This window comes from Streptomyces olivochromogenes (assembly GCF_001514115.1).
In the GTDB taxonomy this organism is placed as follows: Bacteria; Actinomycetota; Actinomycetes; order Streptomycetales; family Streptomycetaceae; genus Streptomyces; species Streptomyces olivochromogenes.
This window is the reverse complement of the sequence record NZ_KQ948456.1, coordinates 221,516-244,870: the sequence shown is the minus strand read 5'-3', so window position 1 is coordinate 244,870 and position 23,355 is coordinate 221,516. Positions and strand designations below refer to the sequence as shown.

Annotated in this window: 22 protein-coding genes; 18 read left to right on the top strand and 4 right to left on the bottom strand. The window is 71.5% G+C overall.

The annotated features are described in order from the left end of the window. The first annotated feature begins 9 nt into the window (after positions 1-9). A complete protein-coding gene (gene hemW, locus AQJ27_RS18835; protein ID WP_067370588.1) occupies positions 10-1,242 on the top strand; it encodes a radical SAM family heme chaperone HemW in 1,233 nt (410 codons plus the stop codon). Positions 1,243-1,416: 174 nt separating this feature from the next. On the opposite strand, the gene AQJ27_RS18830 is transcribed toward hemW, so the two are convergent. Together AQJ27_RS18830 and AQJ27_RS18825 are read right to left on the bottom strand one after the other, a co-directional pair. Then, the gene (locus AQJ27_RS18830) at positions 1,417-2,226 is read right to left on the bottom strand and encodes a DUF3097 domain-containing protein (RefSeq protein WP_067369963.1); all 810 of its coding nucleotides are present in this window, start codon (positions 2,224-2,226) and stop codon (positions 1,417-1,419) included. 31 nt (positions 2,227-2,257) lie between these two features. Then, on the bottom strand, positions 2,258-3,043 hold the full coding sequence (locus AQJ27_RS18825; protein WP_067369960.1) for an MBL fold metallo-hydrolase: 786 nt from the start codon (positions 3,041-3,043) through the stop codon (positions 2,258-2,260). Between the two features lie 226 nt (positions 3,044-3,269). Between AQJ27_RS18825 and hrcA the strand changes: the two genes are divergently transcribed. The 10 genes from hrcA to AQJ27_RS18775 all read left to right on the top strand — a co-directional run bounded on the left by hrcA (position 3,270) and on the right by AQJ27_RS18775 (position 14,251). Then, positions 3,270-4,292: a heat-inducible transcriptional repressor HrcA gene (gene hrcA, locus AQJ27_RS18820; protein WP_067369957.1), complete on the top strand. Its 1,023-nt coding sequence runs from the start codon at positions 3,270-3,272 to the stop codon at positions 4,290-4,292. Position 4,293: 1 nt separating this feature from the next. Next, the gene (dnaJ, locus tag AQJ27_RS18815) at positions 4,294-5,430 is read left to right on the top strand and encodes a molecular chaperone DnaJ (protein WP_067369954.1); all 1,137 of its coding nucleotides are present in this window, start codon (positions 4,294-4,296) and stop codon (positions 5,428-5,430) included. 178 nt (positions 5,431-5,608) lie between these two features. Then, positions 5,609-6,697, top strand: coding sequence for a nitronate monooxygenase (locus AQJ27_RS18810; RefSeq protein WP_067369950.1), 1,089 nt, complete (start codon positions 5,609-5,611; stop codon positions 6,695-6,697). Further along, positions 6,694-7,443 (top strand): 16S rRNA (uracil(1498)-N(3))-methyltransferase, encoded by a 750-nt coding sequence (locus AQJ27_RS18805; protein ID WP_067369947.1) that lies wholly within the window; start codon positions 6,694-6,696, stop codon positions 7,441-7,443. Before AQJ27_RS18810 ends, AQJ27_RS18805 begins: the two co-directional genes overlap by 4 nt. Before the next feature lie 25 nt (positions 7,444-7,468). Beyond that, positions 7,469-7,861, top strand: a complete 393-nt coding sequence (locus AQJ27_RS18800) for a VOC family protein (protein ID WP_067369943.1) — start codon at positions 7,469-7,471, stop codon at positions 7,859-7,861. A gap of 111 nt (positions 7,862-7,972) precedes the next feature. Then, positions 7,973-8,554, top strand: a complete 582-nt coding sequence (locus AQJ27_RS18795) for a hypothetical protein (protein ID WP_235613471.1) — start codon at positions 7,973-7,975, stop codon at positions 8,552-8,554. Positions 8,555-8,599: 45 nt separating this feature from the next. Beyond that, positions 8,600-11,866 (top strand): S41 family peptidase, encoded by a 3,267-nt coding sequence (locus tag AQJ27_RS18790; protein WP_067369937.1) that lies wholly within the window; start codon positions 8,600-8,602, stop codon positions 11,864-11,866. Positions 11,867-11,943: 77 nt separating this feature from the next. Next, positions 11,944-12,297, top strand: coding sequence for a histidine triad nucleotide-binding protein (locus tag AQJ27_RS18785; protein ID WP_067369934.1), 354 nt, complete (start codon positions 11,944-11,946; stop codon positions 12,295-12,297). A 6-nt stretch (positions 12,298-12,303) separates the two neighbouring features. Next, entirely contained in the window at positions 12,304-13,212 is a 909-nt protein-coding gene (locus AQJ27_RS18780) for a ribonuclease Z (RefSeq protein ID WP_067369931.1), read from the top strand. Between the two features lie 46 nt (positions 13,213-13,258). Further along, the gene (locus AQJ27_RS18775; protein WP_067369928.1) at positions 13,259-14,251 is read left to right on the top strand and encodes an adenosine deaminase; all 993 of its coding nucleotides are present in this window, start codon (positions 13,259-13,261) and stop codon (positions 14,249-14,251) included. Positions 14,252-14,263: 12 nt separating this feature from the next. On the opposite strand, the gene AQJ27_RS18770 is transcribed toward AQJ27_RS18775, so the two are convergent. Then, the gene (locus AQJ27_RS18770) at positions 14,264-15,580 is read right to left on the bottom strand and encodes an MFS transporter (protein WP_067369926.1); all 1,317 of its coding nucleotides are present in this window, start codon (positions 15,578-15,580) and stop codon (positions 14,264-14,266) included. A 277-nt stretch (positions 15,581-15,857) separates the two neighbouring features. Here AQJ27_RS18770 and AQJ27_RS18765 point away from each other — a divergent pair, with 277 nt between their 5' ends. The 5 genes from AQJ27_RS18765 (at position 15,858) to AQJ27_RS18745 (ending at position 20,454) form a co-directional block, all read left to right on the top strand. Next, on the top strand, positions 15,858-16,967 hold the full coding sequence (locus tag AQJ27_RS18765; protein ID WP_201264269.1) for a carbohydrate kinase family protein: 1,110 nt from the start codon (positions 15,858-15,860) through the stop codon (positions 16,965-16,967). Positions 16,968-17,150: 183 nt separating this feature from the next. Next, complete coding sequence (locus tag AQJ27_RS18760) at positions 17,151-18,218, top strand: PhoH family protein (protein WP_067369923.1); 1,068 nt, start codon at positions 17,151-17,153, stop codon at positions 18,216-18,218. A gap of 13 nt (positions 18,219-18,231) precedes the next feature. Beyond that, positions 18,232-18,729 carry an rRNA maturation RNase YbeY gene (gene ybeY, locus AQJ27_RS18755; protein ID WP_067369920.1) on the top strand — a complete coding sequence of 166 codons (498 nt, stop codon included), beginning with the start codon at positions 18,232-18,234 and terminating at the stop codon, positions 18,727-18,729. Then, a complete protein-coding gene (locus tag AQJ27_RS18750) occupies positions 18,726-20,039 on the top strand; it encodes a hemolysin family protein (RefSeq protein ID WP_067369917.1) in 1,314 nt (437 codons plus the stop codon). Before ybeY ends, AQJ27_RS18750 begins: the two co-directional genes overlap by 4 nt. Before the next feature lie 55 nt (positions 20,040-20,094). Then, on the top strand, positions 20,095-20,454 hold the full coding sequence (locus AQJ27_RS18745; protein WP_067369914.1) for an MmcQ/YjbR family DNA-binding protein: 360 nt from the start codon (positions 20,095-20,097) through the stop codon (positions 20,452-20,454). On the opposite strand, the gene AQJ27_RS18740 is transcribed toward AQJ27_RS18745, so the two are convergent. Then, a complete protein-coding gene (locus AQJ27_RS18740) occupies positions 20,416-21,900 on the bottom strand; it encodes an MFS transporter (RefSeq protein WP_067369911.1) in 1,485 nt (494 codons plus the stop codon). The genes AQJ27_RS18745 and AQJ27_RS18740 overlap by 39 nt on opposite strands. 144 nt (positions 21,901-22,044) lie before the next feature. Here AQJ27_RS18740 and AQJ27_RS18735 point away from each other — a divergent pair, with 144 nt between their 5' ends. Together AQJ27_RS18735 and AQJ27_RS18730 are read left to right on the top strand one after the other, a co-directional pair. Beyond that, positions 22,045-22,866: a helix-turn-helix transcriptional regulator gene (locus tag AQJ27_RS18735; protein ID WP_096239776.1), complete on the top strand. Its 822-nt coding sequence runs from the start codon at positions 22,045-22,047 to the stop codon at positions 22,864-22,866. A 73-nt stretch (positions 22,867-22,939) separates the two neighbouring features. Then, on the top strand, positions 22,940-23,293 hold the full coding sequence (locus AQJ27_RS18730; protein ID WP_067369905.1) for a cytidine deaminase: 354 nt from the start codon (positions 22,940-22,942) through the stop codon (positions 23,291-23,293). Positions 23,294-23,355: the final 62 nt, after the last annotated feature.

The following is a 23,355-nucleotide window of genomic DNA, read 5'->3' as shown; positions in this document are numbered from 1 at the left end:
ATGGAAGGCATGCCTTCCGCACTTCCCGACGGTGAGCCCGTCCCCGACGACGGGGCGCTGCCCGCGCACGCCCTGGCCGGAGCAGCCGAGCGACCCCTCGGTTTCTACCTCCACGTGCCGTACTGCGCGACCCGCTGCGGCTACTGCGACTTCAACACCTACACGGCGACCGAGCTGCGGGGCACCGGAGGCGTGCTCGCCTCCCGCGACAACTACGCGGACACGCTGATCGACGAGGTCCGGCTCGCCCGCAAGGTCCTCGGCGACGACCCGCGACCCGTCCGTACGGTGTTCGTCGGCGGCGGTACGCCCACGCTGCTGGCCGCCGACGACCTCGTACGGATGCTGGGGGCGATCCGGGACGAGTTCGGGCTCGCGGACGACGCGGAGATCACGACCGAGGCGAACCCGGAGTCGGTTGATCCGCGGTATCTGGAGACGCTCAGGACCGGAGGGTTCAACCGGATCTCCTTCGGCATGCAGAGTGCCCGGCAGCACGTCCTCAAGGTGCTCGACCGTACGCACACCCCCGGTCGGCCCGAGGCGTGTGTCGCGGAGGCGCGAGCGGTCGGGTTCGAGCATGTGAACCTCGACCTGATCTACGGCACGCCCGGTGAGTCCGACGACGACTGGCGGGCCTCGCTCGACGCCGCGCTCGGTGCCGGGCCCGACCATGTCTCCGCGTACGCGTTGATCGTCGAGGAGGGGACGCAGCTCGCCCGTCGTATCCGGCGGGGTGAGGTGCCGATGACGGACGACGATGTGCATGCGGACCGGTATCTGATCGCCGACGAGGTGCTCTCGGGGGCGGGGTTCGACTGGTACGAGGTGTCCAACTGGGCCACTTCCGCCGCCGGGCGGTGCCTTCACAACGAGCTGTACTGGCGGGGTGCCGACTGGTGGGGGGCCGGGCCCGGGGCCCACAGCCATGTGGGCGGGGTGCGGTGGTGGAACGTGAAGCATCCCGGGGCGTATGCGGGGGCGTTGGCCGCGGGGCGGTCTCCGGGGGCGGGGCGTGAGCTGCTCTCGGAGGAGGATCGGCGGGTGGAGCGGATTCTGCTGGAGCTGCGGCTTCGGGAGGGGTGTCCGTTGTCGCTGCTGCGGGTGGAGGGGCTTGCGGCGGCGGGGCGTGCGCTGTCTGAAGGGTTGCTCGAGTCCGGACCGTACGGCGAGGGGCGGGCGGTTCTTACGTTGCGGGGGCGGTTGCTGGCGGACGCGGTGGTCAGGGACCTGGTGGACTGAGGGGGCTGCGCCCCCAGACCCCGGCTGTGTTCTTCTTCCGCGGGCGGGTGGGGGCTGGTCGCGCAGTTCCCCGCGCCCCTGAGGGGGCCGGGGCTCCGCCCCGGGTCCCCCGTCCGCCCGGTGGCACTTCGCTTGCGGGCGGGTGGGGGCTGGTCGCGCGGTTCCCCGCGCCCCTTATGGGGCTGTGACGAAGTCGATGAGTTCTTCTACTCGGCCCAGAAGTTCCGGCTGCAGGTCCTTGTAGGAGTGGACGCGGGACAGGATGTGCTGCCAGGCGGCGCCGGTGTTGTCGGGCCAGCCGAGGGCGCGGCAGACGCCGGTTTTCCAGTCCTGGCCGTGGGGGACCCGGGGCCAGGACGGGATGCCTACGGAGGACGGCTTCACGGCCTCCCAGATGTCGATGTAGGGGTGGCCGAGGACCAGGGCGTGATCGCTCGTGACCGACGCCGCGATACGGGACTCCTTGCTGCCGGGCACCAGATGGTCGACGAGGACGCCGAGCCGGGCGTCCGGGCCGGGCGAGAAGTCCGCCACGATCGCGGGCAGGTCGTCCACGCCCTCCAGGTACTCGACCACGACGCCCTCGATGCGCAGATCGTCGCCCCAGACCCGTTCGACCAGCTCGGCGTCGTGACGGCCCTCCACATAGATCCGGCCGGCACGGGCGACCCGGGCCCGCGCGCCGGGCACGGCCACCGAACCGGAGGCCGTGCGGGTGGGACGGATGGGGGTGGAGGAGGAGGCGGAGGGGCGGGTGAGAGTGACCACCTGGCCCTCCAGGAGGAAGCCGCGCGGTTCCAGGGGAAACACGCGGTGCTTGCCGAAGCGGTCCTCCAGCGTCACCGTGCCCGCCTCGCAGCGGATCACCGCACCACAGAAACCGGTACCGGGCTCCTCGACCACCAGGCCCGGCTCCGCCGGAACCTCCGGCACGGGCTTGGGCTTCTTCCACGGCGGAGTCAGGTCCGGAGAGTACTGGCGCATTCGGATGACGATAGGAGAAGCCCGGCGGCGCTCAACGCGACACGCCGAAATCCGACGCGTCGAAACCCGGCGTGGCGAGGTCCGGCATGCCGAATCCCGACACACCGAAACGCGCGGCCAGCACGTCCCGCTGGGACCGTACGAACCCGGCGTCCACGACCGCCCCGTGACCGGGCACGTACAGCGCGTCCTCCCCGCCGAGTTCGAGCAACCTGTCGAGGGCCCCGGGCCAGCGCGACGGTACGGCGTCGGGGCCCGCCTGGGGTTCGCCGGACTCCTCGACCAGGTCGCCGCAGAACACCACCGTCGGCTCGCCCGGCACCACGACCACGAGGTCGTGGGCGGTGTGGCCCTCGCCCGTCCGCACCAGCAGGACCTCGACACCGCCGGCCAGCTCGAGATGTTGGGTGCCCCACACGTAGTGCCGGGGACGCACCAGGATGTCCGCCGCGTTCTCCGCCGCCCGCGCGTCCAGCCCGCCCCGTACCGCGTCCGTGTACAGCTCCTCGCGCCCGTGCTCGTACACCTCGGCCGAGCCGCCCGCGACGAGGACCTCCGCGCCCGCGAACGCCGCCGCGCCCAGGACATGGTCGAAGTGGGGGTGGGTGAGCGCGAGGAAGGTCACACGGCGGCCGGCGAGCGCCTGCGCCTCCCCGCGCAACCGTGCGCCCTCCGCGAGGCTCGACCCCGGGTCGATGATCAGCGCCCCGCCCTCGCTCACGACCAGCCCGACCGTGCAGTCCCAGACCGGAAGCCGCCGCCGCCCCACCCGCGGTGTCAGCTGCTCCCACCCCGCCTCTTCCCAAGTCACCTTCATACGCCGACGCTATCGGTGAGGGCGTGGACGGTACGACATCACGGGCAGGGACGGTGTGACATCACGGGACACGTCGGTGTACGTCCGTGCACCTTGCACAAGATCGCGGGGCCGCCCTTGCCGGGGCCGTACCCACCGGCCGTACACTGGGCCGGGGAATGCTGGCACTCGCACGCGCTGAGTGCCAAGCGAGGCGCCGAGGGGTCGAGAACTGGAGGTGTGCGCGATGCTCAGTGAACGCAGGCTCGAAGTGCTGCGCGCCATCGTCCAGGACTATGTCGGCACCGACGAGCCGGTCGCGGTCGGTTCCAAGGCGCTGACCGAGCGGCACCGGCTGGGAGTGTCCCCGGCCACCGTCCGCAACGACATGGCGGCCCTGGAGGACGAGGGGTACATCGCCCAGCCGCACACCAGCGCCGGGCGGATCCCCACCGACAAGGGCTACCGGCTGTTCGTCGACAAGCTCGCCGGCGTCAAGCCGATGACCGCGCCCGAGCGGCGGGCCATTCAGAACTTCCTGGACGGTGCCGTTGATCTCGACGATGTCGTCGGGCGGACCGTGCGGCTGCTCGCGCAGCTGACCCGGCAGGTCGCCGTCGTGCAGTATCCGTCGCTGACGAGATCGACCGTGCGGCACGTGGAGCTGCTGTCCCTCGCCCCTGCCCGTGTGATGCTCGTGCTGATCACGGACACCGGGCGGGTCGAGCAGCGCATGATCGACTGCCCGGCCCCGTTCGGAGAAACGTCACTCGCGGATCTGCGGGCCCGGCTCAACAGCAGGGTCGCGGGCCGTCGCTTCGCGGACGTCCCGCAGCTCGTGCAGGACCTCCCGGACGCGTTCGAGGCGGAGGACCGAGGTACGGTCGCGACGGTGCTCTCCACTCTTCTGGAGACGCTCGTCGAGGAGACCGAGGAGCGGCTGATGATCGGCGGAACCGCCAATCTGACGCGCTTCGGACATGACTTCCCTCTCACCATCCGGCCGGTGCTCGAAGCGCTGGAGGAGCAGGTTGTGCTTCTCAAGTTGCTTGGTGAGGCCGGGGATTCGAGCATGACCGTGCGAATCGGTCACGAGAACGCGTATGAGGGACTCAACTCCACGTCCGTGGTCTCGGTCGGCTACGGTTCGGGCGACGAGGCAGTAGCGAAACTCGGCGTGGTCGGACCGACCCGCATGGATTACCCCGGCACGATGGGAGCGGTACGAGCGGTGGCACGGTACGTCGGACAGATCCTGGCGGAGTCTTAAAGTGGCCACGGACTACTACGCCGTACTCGGCGTGCGCCGCGACGCGTCCCAGGACGAGATCAAGAAGGCCTTCCGGCGGCTCGCACGCGAGCTGCACCCGGACGTCAATCCCGATCCGAAGACGCAGGAGCGGTTCAAGGAGATCAACGCCGCGTACGAGGTGTTGTCGGACCCGCAGAAGAAGCAGGTCTACGACCTCGGCGGCGACCCGCTGTCCCAGTCGGGCGGCGGCGGTGCGGGCGGCTTCGGCGCCGGTGGGTTCGGGAACTTCTCGGACATCATGGACGCCTTCTTCGGTACGGCGTCGCAGCGCGGTCCGCGGTCGCGTACGCGGCGTGGCCAGGACGCCATGATCCGGCTCGAGATCGAGCTGGACGAGGCGGCCTTCGGCACGACGAAGGACATCCAGGTCGACACGGCCGTCGTCTGCGCCACCTGCAACGGTGAGGGCGCGGCGCCGGGTACCTCGGCCCAGACCTGTGACATGTGTCGCGGGCGGGGTGAGGTGTCCCAGGTCACGCGGTCCTTCCTCGGGCAGGTCATGACCTCCCGGCCGTGTCCGCAGTGCCAGGGCTTCGGGACCGTCGTCCCGACTCCCTGCCCCGAGTGCGCCGGTGACGGACGGGTCCGGTCGCGTCGCACGCTGACCGTCAAGATCCCCGCCGGTGTCGACAACGGCACGCGGATCCAGCTCGCGGGCGAGGGCGAGGTCGGGCCCGGTGGCGGTCCCGCCGGTGACCTCTACGTCGAGATCCACGAGCTGCCGCACTCCACGTTCCAGCGGCGCGGGGACGATCTGCACTGCACGGTGACCATTCCGATGACCGCGGCCTCGCTCGGCACCAAGGTGCCGCTGGAGACCCTCGACGGTCTCGAGGAGGTCGACATCCGTCCGGGCACGCAGTCCGGGCAGTCGATCCCGCTGCACGGGCGGGGTGTCACGCATCTGCGGGGCGGTGGCCGCGGTGACCTCATCGTGCACGTCGAGGTGACCACGCCCACGAAGCTCGATCCCGAGCAGGAGCGGTTGCTGCGGGAGCTGGCGATACTGCGGGGCGAGGAGCGGCCCACGGGGCAGTTCCAGCCCGGGCAGCAGGGGTTGTTCTCGCGCCTGAAGGACGCGTTCAACGGTCGCTGACGGGTGTTCCTGGGGCTCCGCCCCAGGCCCCCGATGGGTTCTTCGGCCGCGGGTGGGTGGGGGCTGGTCGCGCAGTTCCCCGCGCCCCTCACGGGGTGCCCGACCGTCCGTCCCGGTGGCCTATGCCAGGCGGAAGGCCCGATTCGGACTTGTTCGGAGGACGTGACAACATGCCGTCATGTCCACCGCACTGACCGATCTCTTCCCTCACCCGATCGTGCAGGCCCCCATGGCGGGCGGCGTCTCCGTCCCGGATCTCGCGGCCGCCGTGTCCGAGGCCGGCGGGCTCGGGTTCCTTGCCGCCGGGTACAAGACCGCCGACGGCATGTACCAGGAGATCAAGCAGTTGCGCGGGCTCACGGGCTGCCCCTTCGGGGTCAATCTGTTCATGCCGCAGCCCGAGTACGCGGACCCCGCGGCGGTAGAGGTCTACGCCCACCAGCTCGCGGGCGAGTCCTCCTGGTACGAGACCGAACTCGGTGAACCGGACAGCGGCCGTGACGACGGCTACGACGCCAAGCTCGCCGTCCTCCTCGACAACCCGGTGCCGGTGGTCTCGTTCCACTTCGGCGTCCCGAGCACCGACGTCCTGGACTCCCTGCGCCGCGCCGGCACCCTCACCGTGATCACCGCGACCACGGTCGAGGAGGCCCTCGCCGTCCAGCGGGCCGGCGCCGACGCGGTCATCGTGCAGGGCGTGGAGGCGGGCGGCCACCAGGGCACCCACCGCGACAACCCGGAGACGGACGGCACGGGTATCGGACTGCTGTCGCTGATCGCGCAGGTGCGCGAGGCCGTGGACATCCCGATCATCGCCGCCGGCGGCATCATGCGCGGCAGTCAGATCGCCGCGGTGCTCGCCGCGGGCGCGAACGCGGCGCAGCTCGGCACGGCGTTCCTCGCCACCCCGGAGTCCGGCGCCAACGCCGTGCACAAGCAGGCGCTGACCAACCCGCTGTTCGTACGGACGGAGCTGACGCGCGCGTTCTCCGGTCGGCCGGCGCGTGGCCTGGTGAACCGCTTCATGCGCGAGCACGGCCCGTACGCGCCCGCCGCGTACCCCGAGGTCCACCACCTCACCTCCCCGCTGCGCAAGGCGGCCGCCAAGGCGGGCGACGCGCAGGGCATGGCGCTGTGGGCGGGGCAGGGGCACCGCATGGCGCGCGAGCTGCCCGCCGGACAGCTGGTGGAGGTGCTGAGCGCGGAGCTCGAGGAGGCCAGGACAGCGTTGTCGGCCGCCGGGGAAGCGGGGGGTGAGGTCCGATGACGGCACCGGTGTTCGTGGTCGAGCACTTCGAGGCGGGCAGCGGCGGACGGTACGTGCTCGACGGCCCGGAGGGGCGCCACGCCGTCTCCGTGAAGCGGCTGAACCCTGGTGAGGACGTCGTCCTCACGGACGGGGCCGGGCGGTGGGCCGAGTGCGTGGTCGTCGCCACCGAGGGCAAGGACCGGCTGATCGTCCAGATGGACTCGTACAGCGAGGAGCCCGCGGAGGAGCCCCGCATCACCGTCGTCCAGGCGCTCCCCAAGGGCGACCGGGGCGAGGTGGCCGTGGAGACGATGACCGAGACCGGCGTCGACGCGATCGTCCCCTGGGCCGCCTCCCGCTGCATCACCCAGTGGAAGGGCGACCGGGGTCTGAAGGCGCTCGCCAAGTGGCGGGCCACGGCCCGGGAGGCCGGCAAGCAGTCGCGCCGGGTGCGCTTCCCGGAGGTCGCGGACGCGGCGACGACCAAGCAGGTTGCCGCACTTCTGGCCAGTGCCGACTTCGCGGTGGTGCTGCACGAGGACACGGAGGTCGGCACCGAGCCGTTCGTGACGGCCGCGCTCCCCGCCTCGGGCGAGATCGTGCTGGTGGTCGGCCCGGAGGGCGGGATCTCCCCCGAGGAGATCGAGCTGTTCACCGGGGCGGGCGCGAAGACGTGCCACCTGGGGCGTACCGTGCTGCGTACATCGACCGCAGGGACGGTGGCGACCGCGCTGCTGATGGCGCGCACCGGCCGCTGGTCCTGAACCTCGCGCGCGCACGGGGGACGCCTTGGAACTCGCCCAAGTACGGCTGCTCGTCTCGGACTTCCCGGTCTGCTACCACTTCTACGCGGAGGTCCTCGGCCTCAAGCCCCAGTCGGGCGCGACCGAAGGCCCGTACGAGAAGTTCAGCCCCACCGTCGGTTCGGCGGGCATCGCGCTCCAGGACCGCGCGATGATGGCCCAAATACTCGGTGAACTGGGCGACTCGGCGAGCGGCCACCGCTCCCTGGTGGTCCTGCGCGTGGACGACCTCGACTCCTACTGCGAGGCCATCACCTCGCGCGGCGCCGTCCTCGTGCACGGCCCGGACTTCATGACGGACCGGATGCGGGTCGCCCATCTCAAGGACCCCGAGGGCAACCTGGTGGAACTTCAGGAGTGGCTCCTCCTGCAGACCTGACACAGTTTCACGCATATGCGTTCGACGGGGGCGCCCGCGGGTGTGTAGTGGCCGTATGGGGTCTACCGCGACGCCCGTGACAGTGGCACTCTGCCGTCTATGGGGGCATTGATGCGTATTCGACGACTGGCGAGGCGACTGGTGACGGGCCGTCGGGGACCGATGGTCGCCGGGCTCGCCGTGGTGAGCGCCTTCGGGGTGGCCGCGTGTGAACCGGTCGGCGGGCTGAGCGCCTCCGCGGTGGCGTACACGACCGACCGGGCCGGGACCGCGGAGCTGCAGCGGCAGCACGTCGACGTGCAGTACCTGAGCTGCACCGGGTCCTACCCCGGCGGGAGCAAGGCCTACACCCCGGGGCGCACACCGTCGGCCTCGAGCTCCACGCCCTCCGTGGTGGAGGTGGACTGCCGGGGACAGACCAAGGACCGGCGGGAGATCACCATCACCGGGAAGGTCACCCGCGAGGTCGAGGGCAAGTGCGTCCGCGGGGACCTGACGGCCAAGGTGGGCGGCAAGAAGTGGTTCCACGTGAACGTACTGGGCGACTGCAACGCCCCCAGCACGCCCTCGTACACGCCCCCCACCTACGGCGCGCCCACCTACCGCCGCCCGGGCCCCACCACCACCGTCACCGTGACGAAGACCATGTGGTGCAAGGGCGATCCCACCTGCTGGCCCTCCCAGGGCAAGTGATCCAAACCCCTGTCGGGCCGAGCTGTCCCTGCATAGGGTGATCGGGTGACTCAGTCTGCATCGTCCGCGTCGTCGGTATCGCCCGCGTATCTCCGGTTTCCGCATCTGCACGGCGAACTGGTCGCCTTCACCGCCGAGGACGACGTCTGGGTCGCCCCCCTCGACGGCGGCGGTCGCGCCTGGCGGGTCAGCGCCGACAACATGCCGGTGAACCACCCCCGCATCTCCCCGGACGGTACGACCGTCGCCTGGACGTCGACCCGCGACGGAGCGCCCGAGGTGCACGCCGCGCCCCTGGAGGGCGGACCGTCCACGCGGCTGACGTACTGGGGGAGTTCGAGGACCCAGGTGCGCGGCTGGACCCCGGACGGGCAGGTGCTCGCGCTCAGCACCCAGGGCCAGGCCAGCCTGCGCCGCAGCTGGGCCCGGGCGGTCCCGCTCGACGGGGGCCCCGCGACCACCCTCCCGTACGGGCCGGTCGGCGATGTGGTCCACGGCGATCCGGGTGTGCTGCTGCTGTCCGCTCCGATGGGGCGCGAGGCCGCCTGGTGGAAGCGGTACCGGGGCGGTACGGCGGGCAAGTTGTGGATCGACCGCGAGGGCGATGGCGAGTTCGTACGGCTGCACGAGGACCTGGACGGGAACCTCGAATACCCCCTGTGGGTGGGCGAGCGCGTCGCCTTCCTCTCCGACCACGAGGGTGTCGGAGCGCTCTACTCCTCCCTCGCCGACGGCTCCGATCTGCGCCGGCACACGCCGGGTGGGGGCACCTCCCGCTCGAGCGAAGCCGAGAGTGGGGGAGGTTTCTACGCCCGGCACGCGGCGACCGACGGCGCCCGGGTCGTGTACGCGTCCGCCGGTGAACTGTGGCTCCTGGACGACCTGGACGGCGCCGAGCCGCGCCGGCTCGACCCGCGGCTCGGCGGACAGCGCGTCGACCAGCAGCCGCACCCCGTGAGCGCCTCCCGCTGGTTCTCGGCCGCCGCCCCCGACCACACCGGACGCGGCAGCGCGGTCTCCGTGCGCGGCGCCGTCCACTGGGTCACCCACCGCTCCGGACCGGCCCGCGCGCTCGCCGCCCGGCCCGGTGTGCGCGCCCGGCTGCCCCGCGCCTTCCGGGTGGAGGGCGAGGAGTACGTGGTGTGGGTGACGGACGCGGCGGGCGACGACGCGCTGGAGTTCGCCCCGGCGACCGGTCTCGCGCCCGGAGCGACCCCGCGCCGGCTCGCCGCCGGACAGCTGGGACGGGTCCTCGGGCTCTCCATGGCACCCGACGGCAGCCGCGCCGCCGTCGCCTCGCACGACGGACGGGTGCTGCTCGTCGAGCGGGAGACCGGAGAGGTGCGGGAGGTCGACCGGAGCGAGGACGGCGAGGTCTCCGGGCTCGTCTTCTCGCCGGACTCCGCCTGGCTCGCCTGGTCGCACCCCGGCCCGCGCCCGCTGCGCCAGCTCAAGCTGGCCAACACCGCCGACCTGTCGGTGACCGAGGCGACCCCGCTCCGCTTCCGCGACTACGCACCCGCGTTCACCCTCGACGGCAAGCACCTCGCCTTCCTCTCGGCCCGCTCCTTCGACCCCGTCTACGACGAACACGTCTTCGACCTGGCGTTCGTCGGGGGCTCCCGGCCGCATCTGATCACCCTGGCCGCGACCACCCCGTCCCCCTTCGGACCGCAGCGCCACGGCCGCCCCTTCGAGGCACCCGACAAGGACGAGACACCCGACAGCGAGGGCGCCCCCACCACCCGTATCGACCTCGACGGACTCGCCGACCGGATCGTCCCGTTCCCCGTCGAGGCGGCCCGCTACTCGACCCTGCACGCCGCCAAGGACGGGCTGCTGTGGCTGCGCCACCCGGTCGTCGGAGTCCTCGGCGCCTCCCGCGCCACCCCGGACGACCCGGACCCGAAGACCGAACTGGAGCGGTACGACCTCGCCCAGCAGCGCGTCGAGCACCTCGCCGTGGACGTCGACCACTTCGCCGTCAGCGGCGACGGCAAGCGCGTCCTGCTGTGGACCGACGGCAAGCTCAAGGTCGTCCCCAGCGACCGCCGCGCCTCGAACGACGACGAGAGCGACACGAACATCACCGTCGACCTCTCCCGGGTCCGCCAGAGCGTCGACCCGGCCGCCGAGTGGCGGCAGATGTACGACGAGACCGGCCGCCTCATGCGCGACAACTTCTGGCGGCCCGACCTCGGCGGTGTCGACTGGGAGGGCGTACTGGACCGCTACCGGCCGGTGCTCGAACGGGTCGCCACCCACGACGACCTCGTCGACCTGCTGTGGGAGGTGCAGGGCGAGCTCGGCACCTCGCACGCGTACGTGACCCCGCGCGGCGGCTGGGGCGGCGGCGACCGGGCGCAGGGACTGCTCGGGGCGGACATCTCCCGTCACGAGGACGGCAGTTGGCGCATCGACCGGATCCTCCCCTCGGAGACGTCCGACCCGAACGCGCGGGCGCCGCTCGCCGCGCCCGGCGTCGCGGTGCGCGCGGGGGACGCGATCGTCGCGGTCGCCGGGCAGCCGGTGGACCCGGTGGCCGGACCCGCGCCGCTGCTCGTCGGCACCGCGGGCAAACCGGTCGAGCTGACCATCTCCCCGTCGGGCGGCGGCGATCCGCGGCACGCCGTCGTCGTCCCGCTCGCCGACGAGGAGCCGCTGCGCTACCACGCCTGGGTCGCGGACCGGCGCGCCTACGTCCACGAGAAGTCCGGCGGACGGCTCGGCTATCTCCATGTGCCCGACATGCAGGCGCCCGGCTGGGCGCAGATCCACCGCGACCTGCGGATCGAGGTGGCCAGGGAGGGGCTGGTCGTGGACGTCCGGGAGAACCGCGGCGGCCACACCTCCCAGTTGGTCGTGGAGAAGCTCGCGCGGCGGATCGTGGGCTGGGACCTGCCGCGCGGGATGCGGCCGTACAGCTATCCGGAGGACGCGCCGCGCGGACCGGTCGTCGCCGTCGCCAACGAGTTCTCCGGCTCGGACGGCGACATCGTCAACGCGGCGATCAAGGCGCTGGGCATCGGGCCGGTCGTCGGGACACGGACGTGGGGCGGGGTCGTCGGCATCGACAGCCGGTACCGGCTCGTCGACGGCACCCTCGTCACCCAGCCCAAGTACGCGTTCTGGCTGGAAGGTTACGGGTGGGGCGTGGAGAACCACGGTGTCGACCCGGACGTCGAGGTCGTCCAGACGCCACAGGACTACGCGGCCGGGCGCGACGCGCAGCTCGACGAGGCGATCCGGATCGCGCTGGCCGCGCTCGCGGAGAACCCCGCCAAGGCGGCACCGACGCTCCCGGAGCTCTGATCCGGGCACCCACCCGCACCTACTGGGGCCTATACGATGCACGACGTAATGATCAGACGGCGTGAGGAGGCACACGCATGACGGGAGAACCGCAGGACGACTGTCTGTTCTGCAAGATCGTCGAGGGGCACGTTCCCGCGAACGTCGTCCGGGAGACCGACACGACCGTCGCCTTCCGCGACATAAACCCCCAGGCGCCCACGCACATCCTGGTCATCCCCAAGGTGCACCACCCCGACGCGGCCTCCCTCGCCGCCGCCGAGCCCGCCATCGCCGCGGACGTGCTGCGCGAGGCCGGCGAGGTGGCGTCCGAGGAGAAGCTGGAGAGCTACCGCATCGTGTTCAACACGGGCGGCGGCGCGGGCCAGACCGTCTTCCACGCGCACGCCCACCTCCTGGGCGGCCGTGGCATGCAGTGGCCGCCGGGGTAACCGACCTTGTCCGTACGTGAACTGGTGGTCCTCGGCACCGCCAGCCAGGTCCCCACCCGGCACCGCAACCACAACGGCTATCTGCTGCGCTGGGACGGGGAGGGCCTGCTCTTCGACCCCGGCGAGGGCACCCAGCGGCAGATGCTGCGCGCCGGGGTCGCCGCGCACGACCTGCACCGGATCTGCGTCACCCACTTCCACGGCGACCACTCCCTCGGTCTCGCCGGGGTGATCCAGCGCATCAACCTCGACCGTGTCCCGCACGAGGTGACCGCGCACTACCCGCGCTCCGGGCAGCGCTTCTTCGACCGGCTGCGGTACGCGACGGCCTACCGCGAGACCGTCGAGCTGGCCGAGGCACCGGTCGAGGCGGACGGGGTGCTCGCGACCACCCCCTCGTACACCCTGGAGGCCCGCAGGCTCTCCCACCCCGTGGAGTCCTTCGGCTACCGGCTGGTCGAGCCGGACGGCCGGCGGATGCTGCCCGAACTGCTCGCGGAGCACGGGATCAAGGGGCCGGACGTGGGGCGGATCCAGCGCGAGGGCGCGCTCGGCGGGGTCTCGCTCGACGATGTGAGCGAGGTGCGGCGCGGACAGCGGTTCGCGTTCGTCATGGACACGCGGCTGTGCGAGGGCGTGGACGCCCTCGCCGAGGGCTGCGACCTCCTCGTCATCGAGTCGACGTTCCTGGACGGGGATCACCAGCTCGCCGTCGACCACGGGCACCTGACGGCCGGTCAGGCGGGCCGGGTGGCGCGGGACGCGGGCGTACGGCATCTCGTGCTCACGCACTTCAGCCAGCGGTACTCGGAGCCTGAGGGAGAGTTCGAACGGCAGGCCCGGGCCGCCGGGTTCGAGGGGGAGCTGACCGTGGCGCACGACCTGGTGCGGGTGCCGGTGCCGAAGCGGCGATGAGCCGTCGTTCTACGGGATCGTCGGTACACACCCGTACGATATTTCGATGCCCCTCCCCAAAGCAGAACTGCACCTCCACATCGAAGGCACCCTCGAACCCGAGCTGGCCTTCGAGCTCGCCGCGCGCAACGGTGTCACGCTCCCCTACGCGGACACCGAGGAGCTGCGCAAGGCGTATCTCTTCGACGACCTCCAGTCGTTCCTGAACCTGTACTACGAGCTCATGGCCGTCCTGCGGACCGAGCAGGACTTCGCCGACCTCGCCGACGCCTACCTCGCACGGGCCGCCGCGCAGGGCGTGCGGCACGCGGAGATCTTCTTCGACCCGCAGGCCCACATCGCCCGGGGCGTCGGCATGGGGACGGTCGTCGAGGGGCTGCACCGCGCGCTGTCCCGCAGCGAGGAGACCCACGGCGTCTCCACCCAGCTGATCATGTGCTTCCTGCGCGACGAGTCCGCCGAGTCGGCGCTCGCGACCCTGGAGGCCGCGAAACCCTACCTCGACCGGATCGTCGGCATCGGCCTCGACTCCGCCGAGGTCGGGCACCCGCCGGTCAAGTTCCGCGAGGTCTACGAGGCCGCCGCCGCGCTCGGCCTGCGGCGCGTCGCCCACGCGGGCGAGGAGGGGCCGCCGGCGTACATCACCGAGGCGCTGGACGTGCTCGGCGTCGAGCGCATCGACCACGGGCTGCGCTGCATGGAGGACCCCGAGCTGGTCGAGCGGCTCGTACGGGACCGGGTGCCGCTGACGCTCTGCCCGCTGTCGAACGTACGGCTGCGCGCCGTGGACGTCCTGGAGGACCACCCGCTGCCCGCGATGCTGGACGCCGGGCTGCTGTGCACGGTCAACTCCGACGATCCCGCGTACTTCGGCGGGTACATCGGCGACACCTTCCACGCCGTGCACGAGGCGCTCGGACTGGACCGGGAGCGGATGCGGGAACTGGCGCGCAACTCGTTCGTGGCGTCCTTCCTCGATCACGACGAGGAGCGGCGGGCGCGCTACCTCGCCGAGGTCGAGGCGTACGAGTTCGGATAGACCGCGGCGGGACTACCTGCTTCCGGGCCCCGGTCCGGCCACCGCACCCGCGGTCGCCTGCCGGGGCCCTGCCGTGTCGTACGCCGACCGGGGCGCCGGGACGGCGTCGAGCGGGATCTCGACGACCGGGATCTCGACGACCGGGATCTCCATGACCGGGATCTCCACGACCGGGCTCTCCTGCGGGAGCGGCGCGGCGCGCCGGGTGCGCAGGGCCACGGCCGTCATCGGGCCGGTGATCAGGAGCAGGCCGAGGGCCAGGATCACGCCCATCCCCGGGTATCCGACCCGCGCGGAGAGGAGACTGCCCGCGAGCGGACCGCACGCCGTGCCGAGCGAGGAGGCGGAGCCGACGAGGACCGCCCACCGGCCGCGCTGGTCCAGGGACGCGGCGAGGCCGATGACGTAGGAGAGCACGACCGGGTAGACCGTGTTCCAGGCGATCTCGCCCGTCGCGAACGACGTCAGGTCGGTGGCCGCCGCGCTGAGCGCGATGCATCCGGCGATCAGGGCCGTGCCCGCGCCGATGGGCAGCGCCCGGCCCAGGCGCTGGCCGAGTGCGCCCGCGCCGATCACTCCGAGCAGCCCCGCGCCGAGCGCCACCGCGAAGACCGCGCCGACGGTCACCTCCGTCAACCCCGCCTGCTGCAGCCCGATCCGGCCGCTGACACCCCAGAGTGAATTCTGGGCGAGGGACCAGCAGAGCATCGCGGCGGCGAGGACGAGACCGGCGCGGCGGTGGGGGAGCGGGGTGGTGGCGCGGACGGTGCGGGCGTGGGGGGCCTCGGGGGCCCCGGCGGCGGGGAGGTGGCGGGTCACGAGCAGTACGAGCAGCGCGGTGACGGCGATTGCGGCGAGGGGGTGGCCGTGGCCCGGGCCCAGGTGGGGGATCGTCAGATACAGCGCGCCCGCGAGGGCGGAGACGCCCAGCAGGCCCAGGGTGGTGGCGCGGTGGGGGTCGCGCTGGCCGGCGATCCCGGTGGCGGCGACGCTGGTGATCGTGCCGGAACCGAGGCCGCCGACGATCGCGCCCACGACGACCAGGGGGATGGTCGTCGTGAGGGCGGCGGTGCCGTAGCCGGCGGCGGCCAGGAGCAGGCCGCCGCGGGCGAGCACGCGGGGGCCGAAGCGGTCCACGCGGGACGCGAGCAGGAAGCCCGCCGCCGCCGAACTCAGCAGCAGGGCGCTGCCGATGGAACCGGCCTCGGTGGCGGAGAGGGGGAGGCCCGCGCTCAGCCGGCCGACGGTGGTCGGGAGCAGGTACGGGGCGAGGTACCCGGCCGTGAAAAGGGCGACGAGGGGCCAGGGCGTGGTGGTGCGGGCGGACACGGGCGTTCCCAGGGCATGCGAAAGAGCGGCTCGATAAGGGGGGTTGGGCGGCTGTCGACGGACAGGAACGCGCGGGCAATTTGTATCAAGTGGGTGGGGGTGCGACGTAGGCGGGGAGGTGTGATCCGGGTCACGTTCTGTTTGTGGGGGGAGAGGTGGGGTAGACACGGGGATTTCACCCGGCTGTTCATCGGTCCGCTCCGGCCTCGACCGGCGCCGTGCCGCGTGCCGTTTGGTGCACACTGGCCTGAATCCGCACCACCTCAGGGAGCGCACCGTGATCGAGACCAACGGAGAGCGACCGTACTGTCACGCTCACGTCGACCCGCTCGCCGGTCTGCGCACCCCTCAGGACCCGCCCTGGGACGTCTACCTCACCGGCACCGTCTTCCTCGACATCATCTTCACCGGGCTCGACACCGCCCCGGTGCGCGGCACCGAGTCCTGGGCGCGCGGGATGGGGTCGAGCCCCGGCGGCGTCGCCAACATGGCGACCGCGCTCGCCCGCCTCGGCCTCAAGACCTCCCTGGCGGCGGCCTTCGGGGACGACCATTACGGGGAGTACTGCTGGGACGCCCTGGAACAGGGCGAGGGCATCGACCTCGCGCCGTCGCGCACCGTGCCCGACTGGCACTCGCCGGTCACCGTGTCGATGGCGTACGAGGGCGAGCGGACGATGGTCAGCCACGGGCACGAGCCGCCGCCGGAGGAGCCGGCGCCGGAACACGCCCCCCGCGCGCGTGCCGCCGTCGCCTCGCTGACGCCCGGCACGCGCGCGCACTGGATCGCCGAGTCCGCGCGTGCGGGCACCCGGATCTTCGCGGACGTCGGCTGGGACGACACCGGGCGCTGGGACCTGACCGGGCTCGCGGACCTGGAGCACTGCGAGGCGTTCCTGCCGAACGCGGACGAGGCGATGCGGTACACGGGGGCGGACTGCCCGCGGGCCGCCGCGCACGCGCTGACCGAGTACGTGCCCCTGGCCGTCGTCACCCTCGGTGCCGAGGGCGCGTACGCCGTGGACGGCCGTACCGGAGAGACCGCCGAGGTCCCCGCGATCGCCGTGGAGGCCCTCGATCCCACCGGTGCCGGTGACGTCTTCGTCGCCGGGTTCGTGATGGGCACCCTCGCCGACTGGCCACTCGCCGACCGGCTCGCCTTCGCCGGGCTGACCGCCGCGCTCTCCGTCCAGGAGTTCGGCGGTTCCCTCTCGGCGCCCGGCTGGGCCGAGATCGCGGCGTGGTGGCGCCGGGTCCAGTCCGTCGAGGACCAGGAACCGGCCGCGCTGCGCCGGTACGCCTTCCTGGAGGGTCTCCTCCCGGAGGTGACCCGCCCGTGGCCGCTGCGGCGGGCGGTCCCGACCATCGGCTTCCGCCGGTCGGCCTGACGCTCCCGTCCCGCGCGACCGGTTCCGCGTGTCCCCGGGTGCGGGGCCCCGCCCCGGCCCCCGAACCCGCACCGAAAAGCCCTACGGCACTGTCACCCCACCGTCGTACCCTTGGAACCGCAAGGCTGCCCCCGTGGCAAGCGTGCCGATCAAGGAGGAAAAGCAGGCCTACAGAGCCGGCCCATGACTCAGACACCCACAGCTCACAGCCCCGCTTCGGGGCAGGCACGAGCGCATTTCACCGTCCCGGCCAAGCACCCCATGGTGACCGTGCTGGGTTCCGGAGACGCGCTGCTTCGCGTGATCGAGAAGGCCTTCCCGGCGGCCGACATCCACGTCCGGGGCAATGAGATCAGTGCGGTCGGCGACGCCGGTGAAGTCGCTCTCGTCCAGCGCCTGTTCGACGAGATGATGCTGGTGCTCCGCACGGGGCAGCCGATGACGGAGGACGCAGTGGAACGCTCGATCGCCATGCTCAGGGCGAGCGAGAACGGGGAGGGCGACGGTCAGGAAACCCCTGCCGAAGTACTCACGCAGAACATCCTGTCCTCGCGCGGCCGCACCATCCGACCCAAGACGCTCAACCAGAAGCGGTACGTCGACGCCATCGACAAGCACACCATCGTCTTCGGCATCGGCCCCGCCGGCACCGGCAAGACGTACCTCGCCATGGCGAAGGCCGTGCAGGCGCTGCAGTCCAAGCAGGTCAACCGGATCATCCTCACCCGCCCCGCGGTGGAGGCGGGCGAGCGGCTCGGCTTCCTGCCCGGCACGCTCTACGAGAAGATCGACCCCTACCTGCGGCCCCTCTACGACGCGCTGCACGACATGCTCGACCCCGACTCCATCCCGCGGCTCATGGCGGCGGGCACCATCGAGGTCGCGCCGCTCGCCTACATGCGTGGCCGCACCCTGAACGACGCCTTCATCATCCTGGACGAGGCCCAGAACACGAGCGCCGAGCAGATGAAGATGTTCCTCACCCGTCTCGGCTTCGAGTCGAAGATCGTGGTCACGGGCGACGTGACACAGGTCGACCTCCCGAGCGGGACGAAGTCGGGTCTGCGCCAGGTCCAGGACATCCTGGAGGGCCTCGACGACGTCCACTTCGCGCGGCTCACGTCCCACGATGTCGTACGGCACAAGCTGGTCGGCCGTATCGTCGACGCGTACGAGAAGTACGACAGCGAGAACGGCACCGAGAACGGCTCCCACAAGAGCCGCGGCAAAGCCGGCCACAAGGGGAAGTAGACAAGCGAGCACCATGTCGATCGACGTCAACAACGAGTCCGGAACCGAGGTCGACGAGCAGGCGATCCTCGACATCGCCCGCTACGCACTCGCGCGGATGCGCATCCACCCGCTCTCCGAACTCTCGGTGATCGTCGTGGACGCCGACGCCATGGAGCAGCTCCACATCCAGTGGATGGACCTTCCGGGGCCCACCGACGTGATGTCGTTCCCCATGGACGAGCTGCGGCCGCCGTCCAAGGACGACGACGAGCCCCCGCAGGGACTCCTCGGTGACATCGTCCTGTGCCCGGAGGTCGCCGAGCGGCAGGGCAAGGATGCTCCCACACAGCACTCCATGGACGAGGAACTGCACCTCCTCACCGTCCATGGAGTGCTGCACCTGCTCGGCTACGACCACGAGGAGGCGGACGAGAAGGCCGAGATGTTCGGTCTGCAGGCCGCCATCGTGGACGGCTGGCGCGCGGAGAAGGGCATGACGGGTCCCTCGCCGGCCCCGACCGTTTCATGAGTCCCCAGCTCGTCATCGGCGCCATCGCGCTGGTCGTGGTCGCCTGGCTCGCCGCCTGTGCGGAGGCGGGCCTCGCGCGTGTCTCCAGCTTCCGCGCGGAGGAGGCCGTACGGTCCGGGCGGCGCGGCAGTGCCAAGCTCGCCCAGGTCGCCGCCGACCCGACCCGCTATCTGAACGTGGCACTGCTGGTGCGCGTGGCCTGCGAGATGGCCGCCGCCGCGCTCGTCACGTACGCCTGCCTGAAGGAGTTCGACGAGACCTGGGAGGCTCTCGTCGTCGCCATCGGGGTCATGGTCCTCGTCTCGTACGTCGCCGTGGGCGTCTCGCCGCGCACCATCGGCCGCCAGCACCCGCTGAACACCGCGACGGCGGCCTCGTACGTCCTGCTGCCGCTGGCCAGGATCATGGGACCGATCCCGCCCCTCCTCATCCTCATCGGCAACGCGCTGACGCCCGGCAAGGGCTTCAGGCGCGGTCCGTTCGCCTCCGAGGCCGAGCTGCGCGCGCTGGTCGACCTCGCCGAGAAGGAGTCCCTGATCGAGGACGAGGAGCGCCGCATGGTGCACTCCGTCTTCGAGCTGGGCGACACCCTCGTACGCGAGGTGATGGTGCCGAGGACCGACCTCGTCGTCATCGAGCGGTACAAGACCATCCGTCAGGCCCTCACCCTGGCGTTGAGGTCCGGCTTCTCGCGCATCCCCGTCACGGGGGAGAGCGAGGACGACGTCGTCGGGATCGTGTACCTGAAGGACCTGGCCCGCAAGACGCACATCAGCCGCGAGGCCGAGTCCGAGCTCGTGTCCACGGCCATGCGGCCCGCGACCTTCGTGCCCGACACCAAGAACGCGGGCGACCTGCTGCGCGAGATGCAGCAGGAGCGCAATCACGTCGCCGTCGTCATCGACGAGTACGGCGGCACGGCCGGCATCGTCACCATCGAGGACATCCTCGAGGAGATCGTCGGCGAGATCACCGACGAGTACGACCGTGAGCTGCCGCCCGTGCAGGAGCTCGGCGACGACAGCTACCGGGTGACCGCCCGTCTCGACATCGGCGACCTCGGCGAGCTGTACGGCTTCGAGGCGTACGACGACGAGGACGTGGAGACGGTCGGCGGACTGCTGGCGAAGGCACTCGGGCGGGTTCCGATCGCCGGTGCCTCCTCGGTGGTCGAGCTTCCGGACGGGCGCGAGCTGCGGCTGACGGCGGAGGCCGCGGCCGGACGCCGGAACAAGATCGTCACGGTGCTCGTCGAGCCGGTCGGCCCGGTGGAAGCGGATCCGTCCGAGGAGGAGAACAAGCCCGAGTGATGCCGCCGCAGAAGGAGACGTGGCAGAAGGAGACGTGGGCGAAGGAGACGTGGGAGTGAAACCGCAGCAGCTGCGTGCGTTGTGTCTGTCCTTCAACGCGACCGTCGAGGACTTCCCCTTCGCCCCGGACATCTCCGTCTTCAAGGTGCTCGGCAAGCTCTTCGCGCTGACACGGCTGGACGCGCGCCCGCTCACGGTCAACCTCAAGTGCGACCCGGAGGACGCGGTCCGGCTGCGCGGCGAGCACCCGGGGCTGATCATCCCGGGCTATCACATGAACAAGCGGCACTGGAACACGGTGACGGTCGACGGCGAGCTCCCGGACCGTCTGGTCCGGGAGCTCGTCGAGGACTCCTACGATCTCGTCGTCGCCGGTCTACCGAAGGCCGAGCGCCTCCGCCTCGACCGGGCGTGAGCGGTCGCGGCCCAGCCCGGCCGCGACCAGCACCGCCGCCGCCAGGACGATCACCGCGTCCAGGGCGAGGACCGTGTGGACACCGGCCAGCACGTCGCTCGACGTCGTCGCCAGGACACCCAGCAGCGGGATGCCGATCGTGATGCCGACCTGCTGGGTCGAGGTCACCAGGCCCGTGGCCAGCCCCTGCTCCTCGTCGGGAACGCCCGAGGTCACCGTCAGGCCGTACGAGATGATCGCGCCCAGGTGGCACATGCTGGCCAGCGAGACCGCGGCGGTGGCGAGCCAGACCGACCAGGTGTGGGCGTTCAGCAGCACCAGCCCCGCCACGAACAGGCCCTGACCGGCGAGCGAGCCGACCAGCGTACGGCGGGCGCCGAAGCGGCCGATGACCTTAGAGGCGTACACCCCGGCGACGGCGGACATGACGCCCTGGACCCCGAAGACCAGCCCCGTCTCGAACGCGGACAGGCCGAGGGTCTCCTGCAGGTACAGCGTCAGCGCGAAGACGACCGTCGACATCATCGAGAAGGTGACCAGACCGCCCAGGTTGCCCCACGCCACCGTGCGGCGGCGCAGCATGGGGAGGCTGACGAGCGGGGCGTGGGCGCGGGACTCGATGTACACGAAGGCGGCGAGCAGGAGCACACCCGCGGCGAGGGTCACGATGACGTCCGCGCCGCCGAAGCCGCGCTCGGCGGCCGTCGACAGGGCGTAGATCAGGGCCAGCAGGCCGCCGGTGACGGTGATCGCGCCGGGGATGTCCAGGCGCGGACGGTCGGGGATGGGGGTGCCTCCCATGCCCTTGAGGCTGTGGGGGAGGGACTCGGGCAGCAGGCCCGGGGCCAGTGGCAGCACGATCAGTGCGAAGACCGACAGCAGGCCCATCGTCGAGCGCCAGCTCAGTACGTCGGTCAGGACGCCGCCGGCCACCATGCCGACCGTGAAGCCCAGGGAGAGGAGCGTGCCGGAGATGCCGAGCGCACGGTCGCGCGCCGGGCCCTCGGGGAACGTCGTCGTCAGCAGCGACATGCCGGTCGGCACGATCGCCGCCGCGCCGAGGCCCTGCAACGCCCGGCCCGTCAGGAACGACGCCGGGTCCCAGGCGAAGGTCGCCAGCAGCGAGGCCGTACCGAAGAGGGCGAGGCCGGTCAGGAAGAGCCTGCGGCGGCCGTACAGGTCACCGATGCGGCCGAAGAGGAGCAGGAAGCCGCCGGACGGCAGGGCGAAGGCGGTCACCGCCCACTGCAGCGCGGACTGGCTCATGCCCAGGTCCTTGCCGAGCACGGGCAGCGCCACGTTCAGTACGGAGAAGTCGAGCGCGACCATGAACTGCGCGGCGCACAGCACGAAGAGGATGAGTTTGTCGCGGGTCGACAGCCGGGTGCCGAGCGGGGAGTGGGCAGTTGGGGAAGCGGATGTGGTTTCGGTGGTGTCGATCGCCATGGCAAGAGCGTGCGGCCGTCGGAATATCCGTGGGGAGCGGGAACTTATGCTGGTGGTCGCACCACCAGTCACCAACAGGGGGATTCACACGTGACGGAGGATGTGCTCAGGACCCAACGACGGCGTGAGCTGCGGGACTTCCTGATGAGCCGCCGGGCGAGGGTGTCACCGGCCCAGGCCGGTCTGCCGGACGGCGGGGCCCGCCGCCGCACGCCCGGGCTGCGCCGCGAGGAGGTGGCCGTGCTCGCGGGCGTCGGCGCGTCCTGGTACCAGTGGCTGGAGCAGGGGCGGGACATCTCCGTCTCGCCCCAGGTACTCGACGCGGTCGCCCGCGTCCTGCGGCTCAGCAACGCCGAACGACGCCATCTGTACCTGCTCGCCGGGCTGAACCCGCCCGCGCCGGAGGTCGCGCCCGAGGTCCGGGACATGTGCGACGGGCTGCGGCGGCTGATCGACACGTGGATGCCGTATCCGGCGCACATCATGGACCCCTACTACAACTGCGTCATGTACAACGACGCCGCAGGGATGGTCCTCGGGATGCGGCCCGACAACACGCAGAACTGCATCATCGACTTCTTCACCGACCCGCTGTACCGGGGGCAGTCCCGGACCTGGGAGAAGAACGCGCGCACGGTCGTCGCCCAGTTCCGGGCGTCGTGCGCGGCGGCGCCGGACGACGAGGGGTACCAGGAGGTACTGGACCAACTCCGGGACGTCTCACCGGAGTTCGCGACGTTGTGGGAGGAGCGGGACATCGAGGACGCCGGGCAGATCCGCAAGGAGCTCGACCACCCGCTCGTCGGGCTGCTCGCCGTCGAGTCCACCGCGATGAAGGTGCCGGCGCGGCCCGATCTCACGATCGTGCTGCACACGCCGCTGCCGGAGGCGAACACGGCGGCGAAGCTGGAGTGGCTGGCCTCGCCGGAGGGCCGACGGGGCTCGATGTATCCCGTGGCGGGCTAGGCAGGTCTGTGTTGCTGGTCTGTGCGGGTAGGTGTGTGCGTGCGGCTCCCGATCCCTTCGTATGCTCTGACACATGACCGACAGCAGCGCGCTTGACCCCGAGGACCGCAAGATCGTCACCCTGGCCCGTTCCGCGCGGGCGCGCAACGGGGTGCCGGAGGGGGCGGCCGTACGTGATGAGACCGGCCGTACGTATGTCGCGGGGACGGTGGATCTTCCCTCCCTGCGGTTGAGCGCGTTGCGTACCGCGGTGGCGATGGCGGTGGCGTCCGGGGCGAAGTCTCTTGAGGCGGCGGCGGTGGTGTCCGGGGCGGGGGAGGTCTCTTCGGAGGACCGGGCGGCGGTTCGGGACCTTGGTGGGGTGGCGACGCCGGTACTGCTGGCGGGCCCCGACGGCACCGTCCACCTGACGACGCCCGCCGGCTGAGCCCGTTCCTTCGCCCCGAATCCCCGCCCGGCCCTGGTCGTTCGGCTGCGGGCCGGTGGGGG

Excerpts from the sequence above, each read along its gene's own strand:
- hemW (WP_067370588.1), top strand. The coding sequence starts at position 10 with ATGCCTTCCGCACTTCCCGACGGTGAGCCCGTCCCCGACGACGGGGCG.
- AQJ27_RS18830 (WP_067369963.1), bottom strand. The coding sequence starts at position 2,226 with ATGCGCCAGTACTCTCCGGACCTGACTCCGCCGTGGAAGAAGCCCAAG.
- AQJ27_RS18825 (WP_067369960.1), bottom strand. The coding sequence starts at position 3,043 with ATGAAGGTGACTTGGGAAGAGGCGGGGTGGGAGCAGCTGACACCGCGG.
- hrcA (WP_067369957.1), top strand. The coding sequence starts at position 3,270 with ATGCTCAGTGAACGCAGGCTCGAAGTGCTGCGCGCCATCGTCCAGGAC.
- AQJ27_RS18810 (WP_067369950.1), top strand. The coding sequence starts at position 5,609 with ATGTCCACCGCACTGACCGATCTCTTCCCTCACCCGATCGTGCAGGCC.
- AQJ27_RS18805 (WP_067369947.1), top strand. The coding sequence starts at position 6,694 with ATGACGGCACCGGTGTTCGTGGTCGAGCACTTCGAGGCGGGCAGCGGC.
- AQJ27_RS18795 (WP_235613471.1), top strand. The coding sequence starts at position 7,973 with ATGCGTATTCGACGACTGGCGAGGCGACTGGTGACGGGCCGTCGGGGA.
- AQJ27_RS18785 (WP_067369934.1), top strand. The coding sequence starts at position 11,944 with ATGACGGGAGAACCGCAGGACGACTGTCTGTTCTGCAAGATCGTCGAG.
- AQJ27_RS18775 (WP_067369928.1), top strand. The coding sequence starts at position 13,259 with ATGCCCCTCCCCAAAGCAGAACTGCACCTCCACATCGAAGGCACCCTC.
- AQJ27_RS18760 (WP_067369923.1), top strand. The coding sequence starts at position 17,151 with ATGACTCAGACACCCACAGCTCACAGCCCCGCTTCGGGGCAGGCACGA.
- ybeY (WP_067369920.1), top strand. The coding sequence starts at position 18,232 with ATGTCGATCGACGTCAACAACGAGTCCGGAACCGAGGTCGACGAGCAG.
- AQJ27_RS18750 (WP_067369917.1), top strand. The coding sequence starts at position 18,726 with ATGAGTCCCCAGCTCGTCATCGGCGCCATCGCGCTGGTCGTGGTCGCC.
- AQJ27_RS18740 (WP_067369911.1), bottom strand. The coding sequence starts at position 21,900 with ATGGCGATCGACACCACCGAAACCACATCCGCTTCCCCAACTGCCCAC.
- AQJ27_RS18735 (WP_096239776.1), top strand. The coding sequence starts at position 22,045 with ATGAGCCGCCGGGCGAGGGTGTCACCGGCCCAGGCCGGTCTGCCGGAC.
- AQJ27_RS18730 (WP_067369905.1), top strand. The coding sequence starts at position 22,940 with ATGACCGACAGCAGCGCGCTTGACCCCGAGGACCGCAAGATCGTCACC.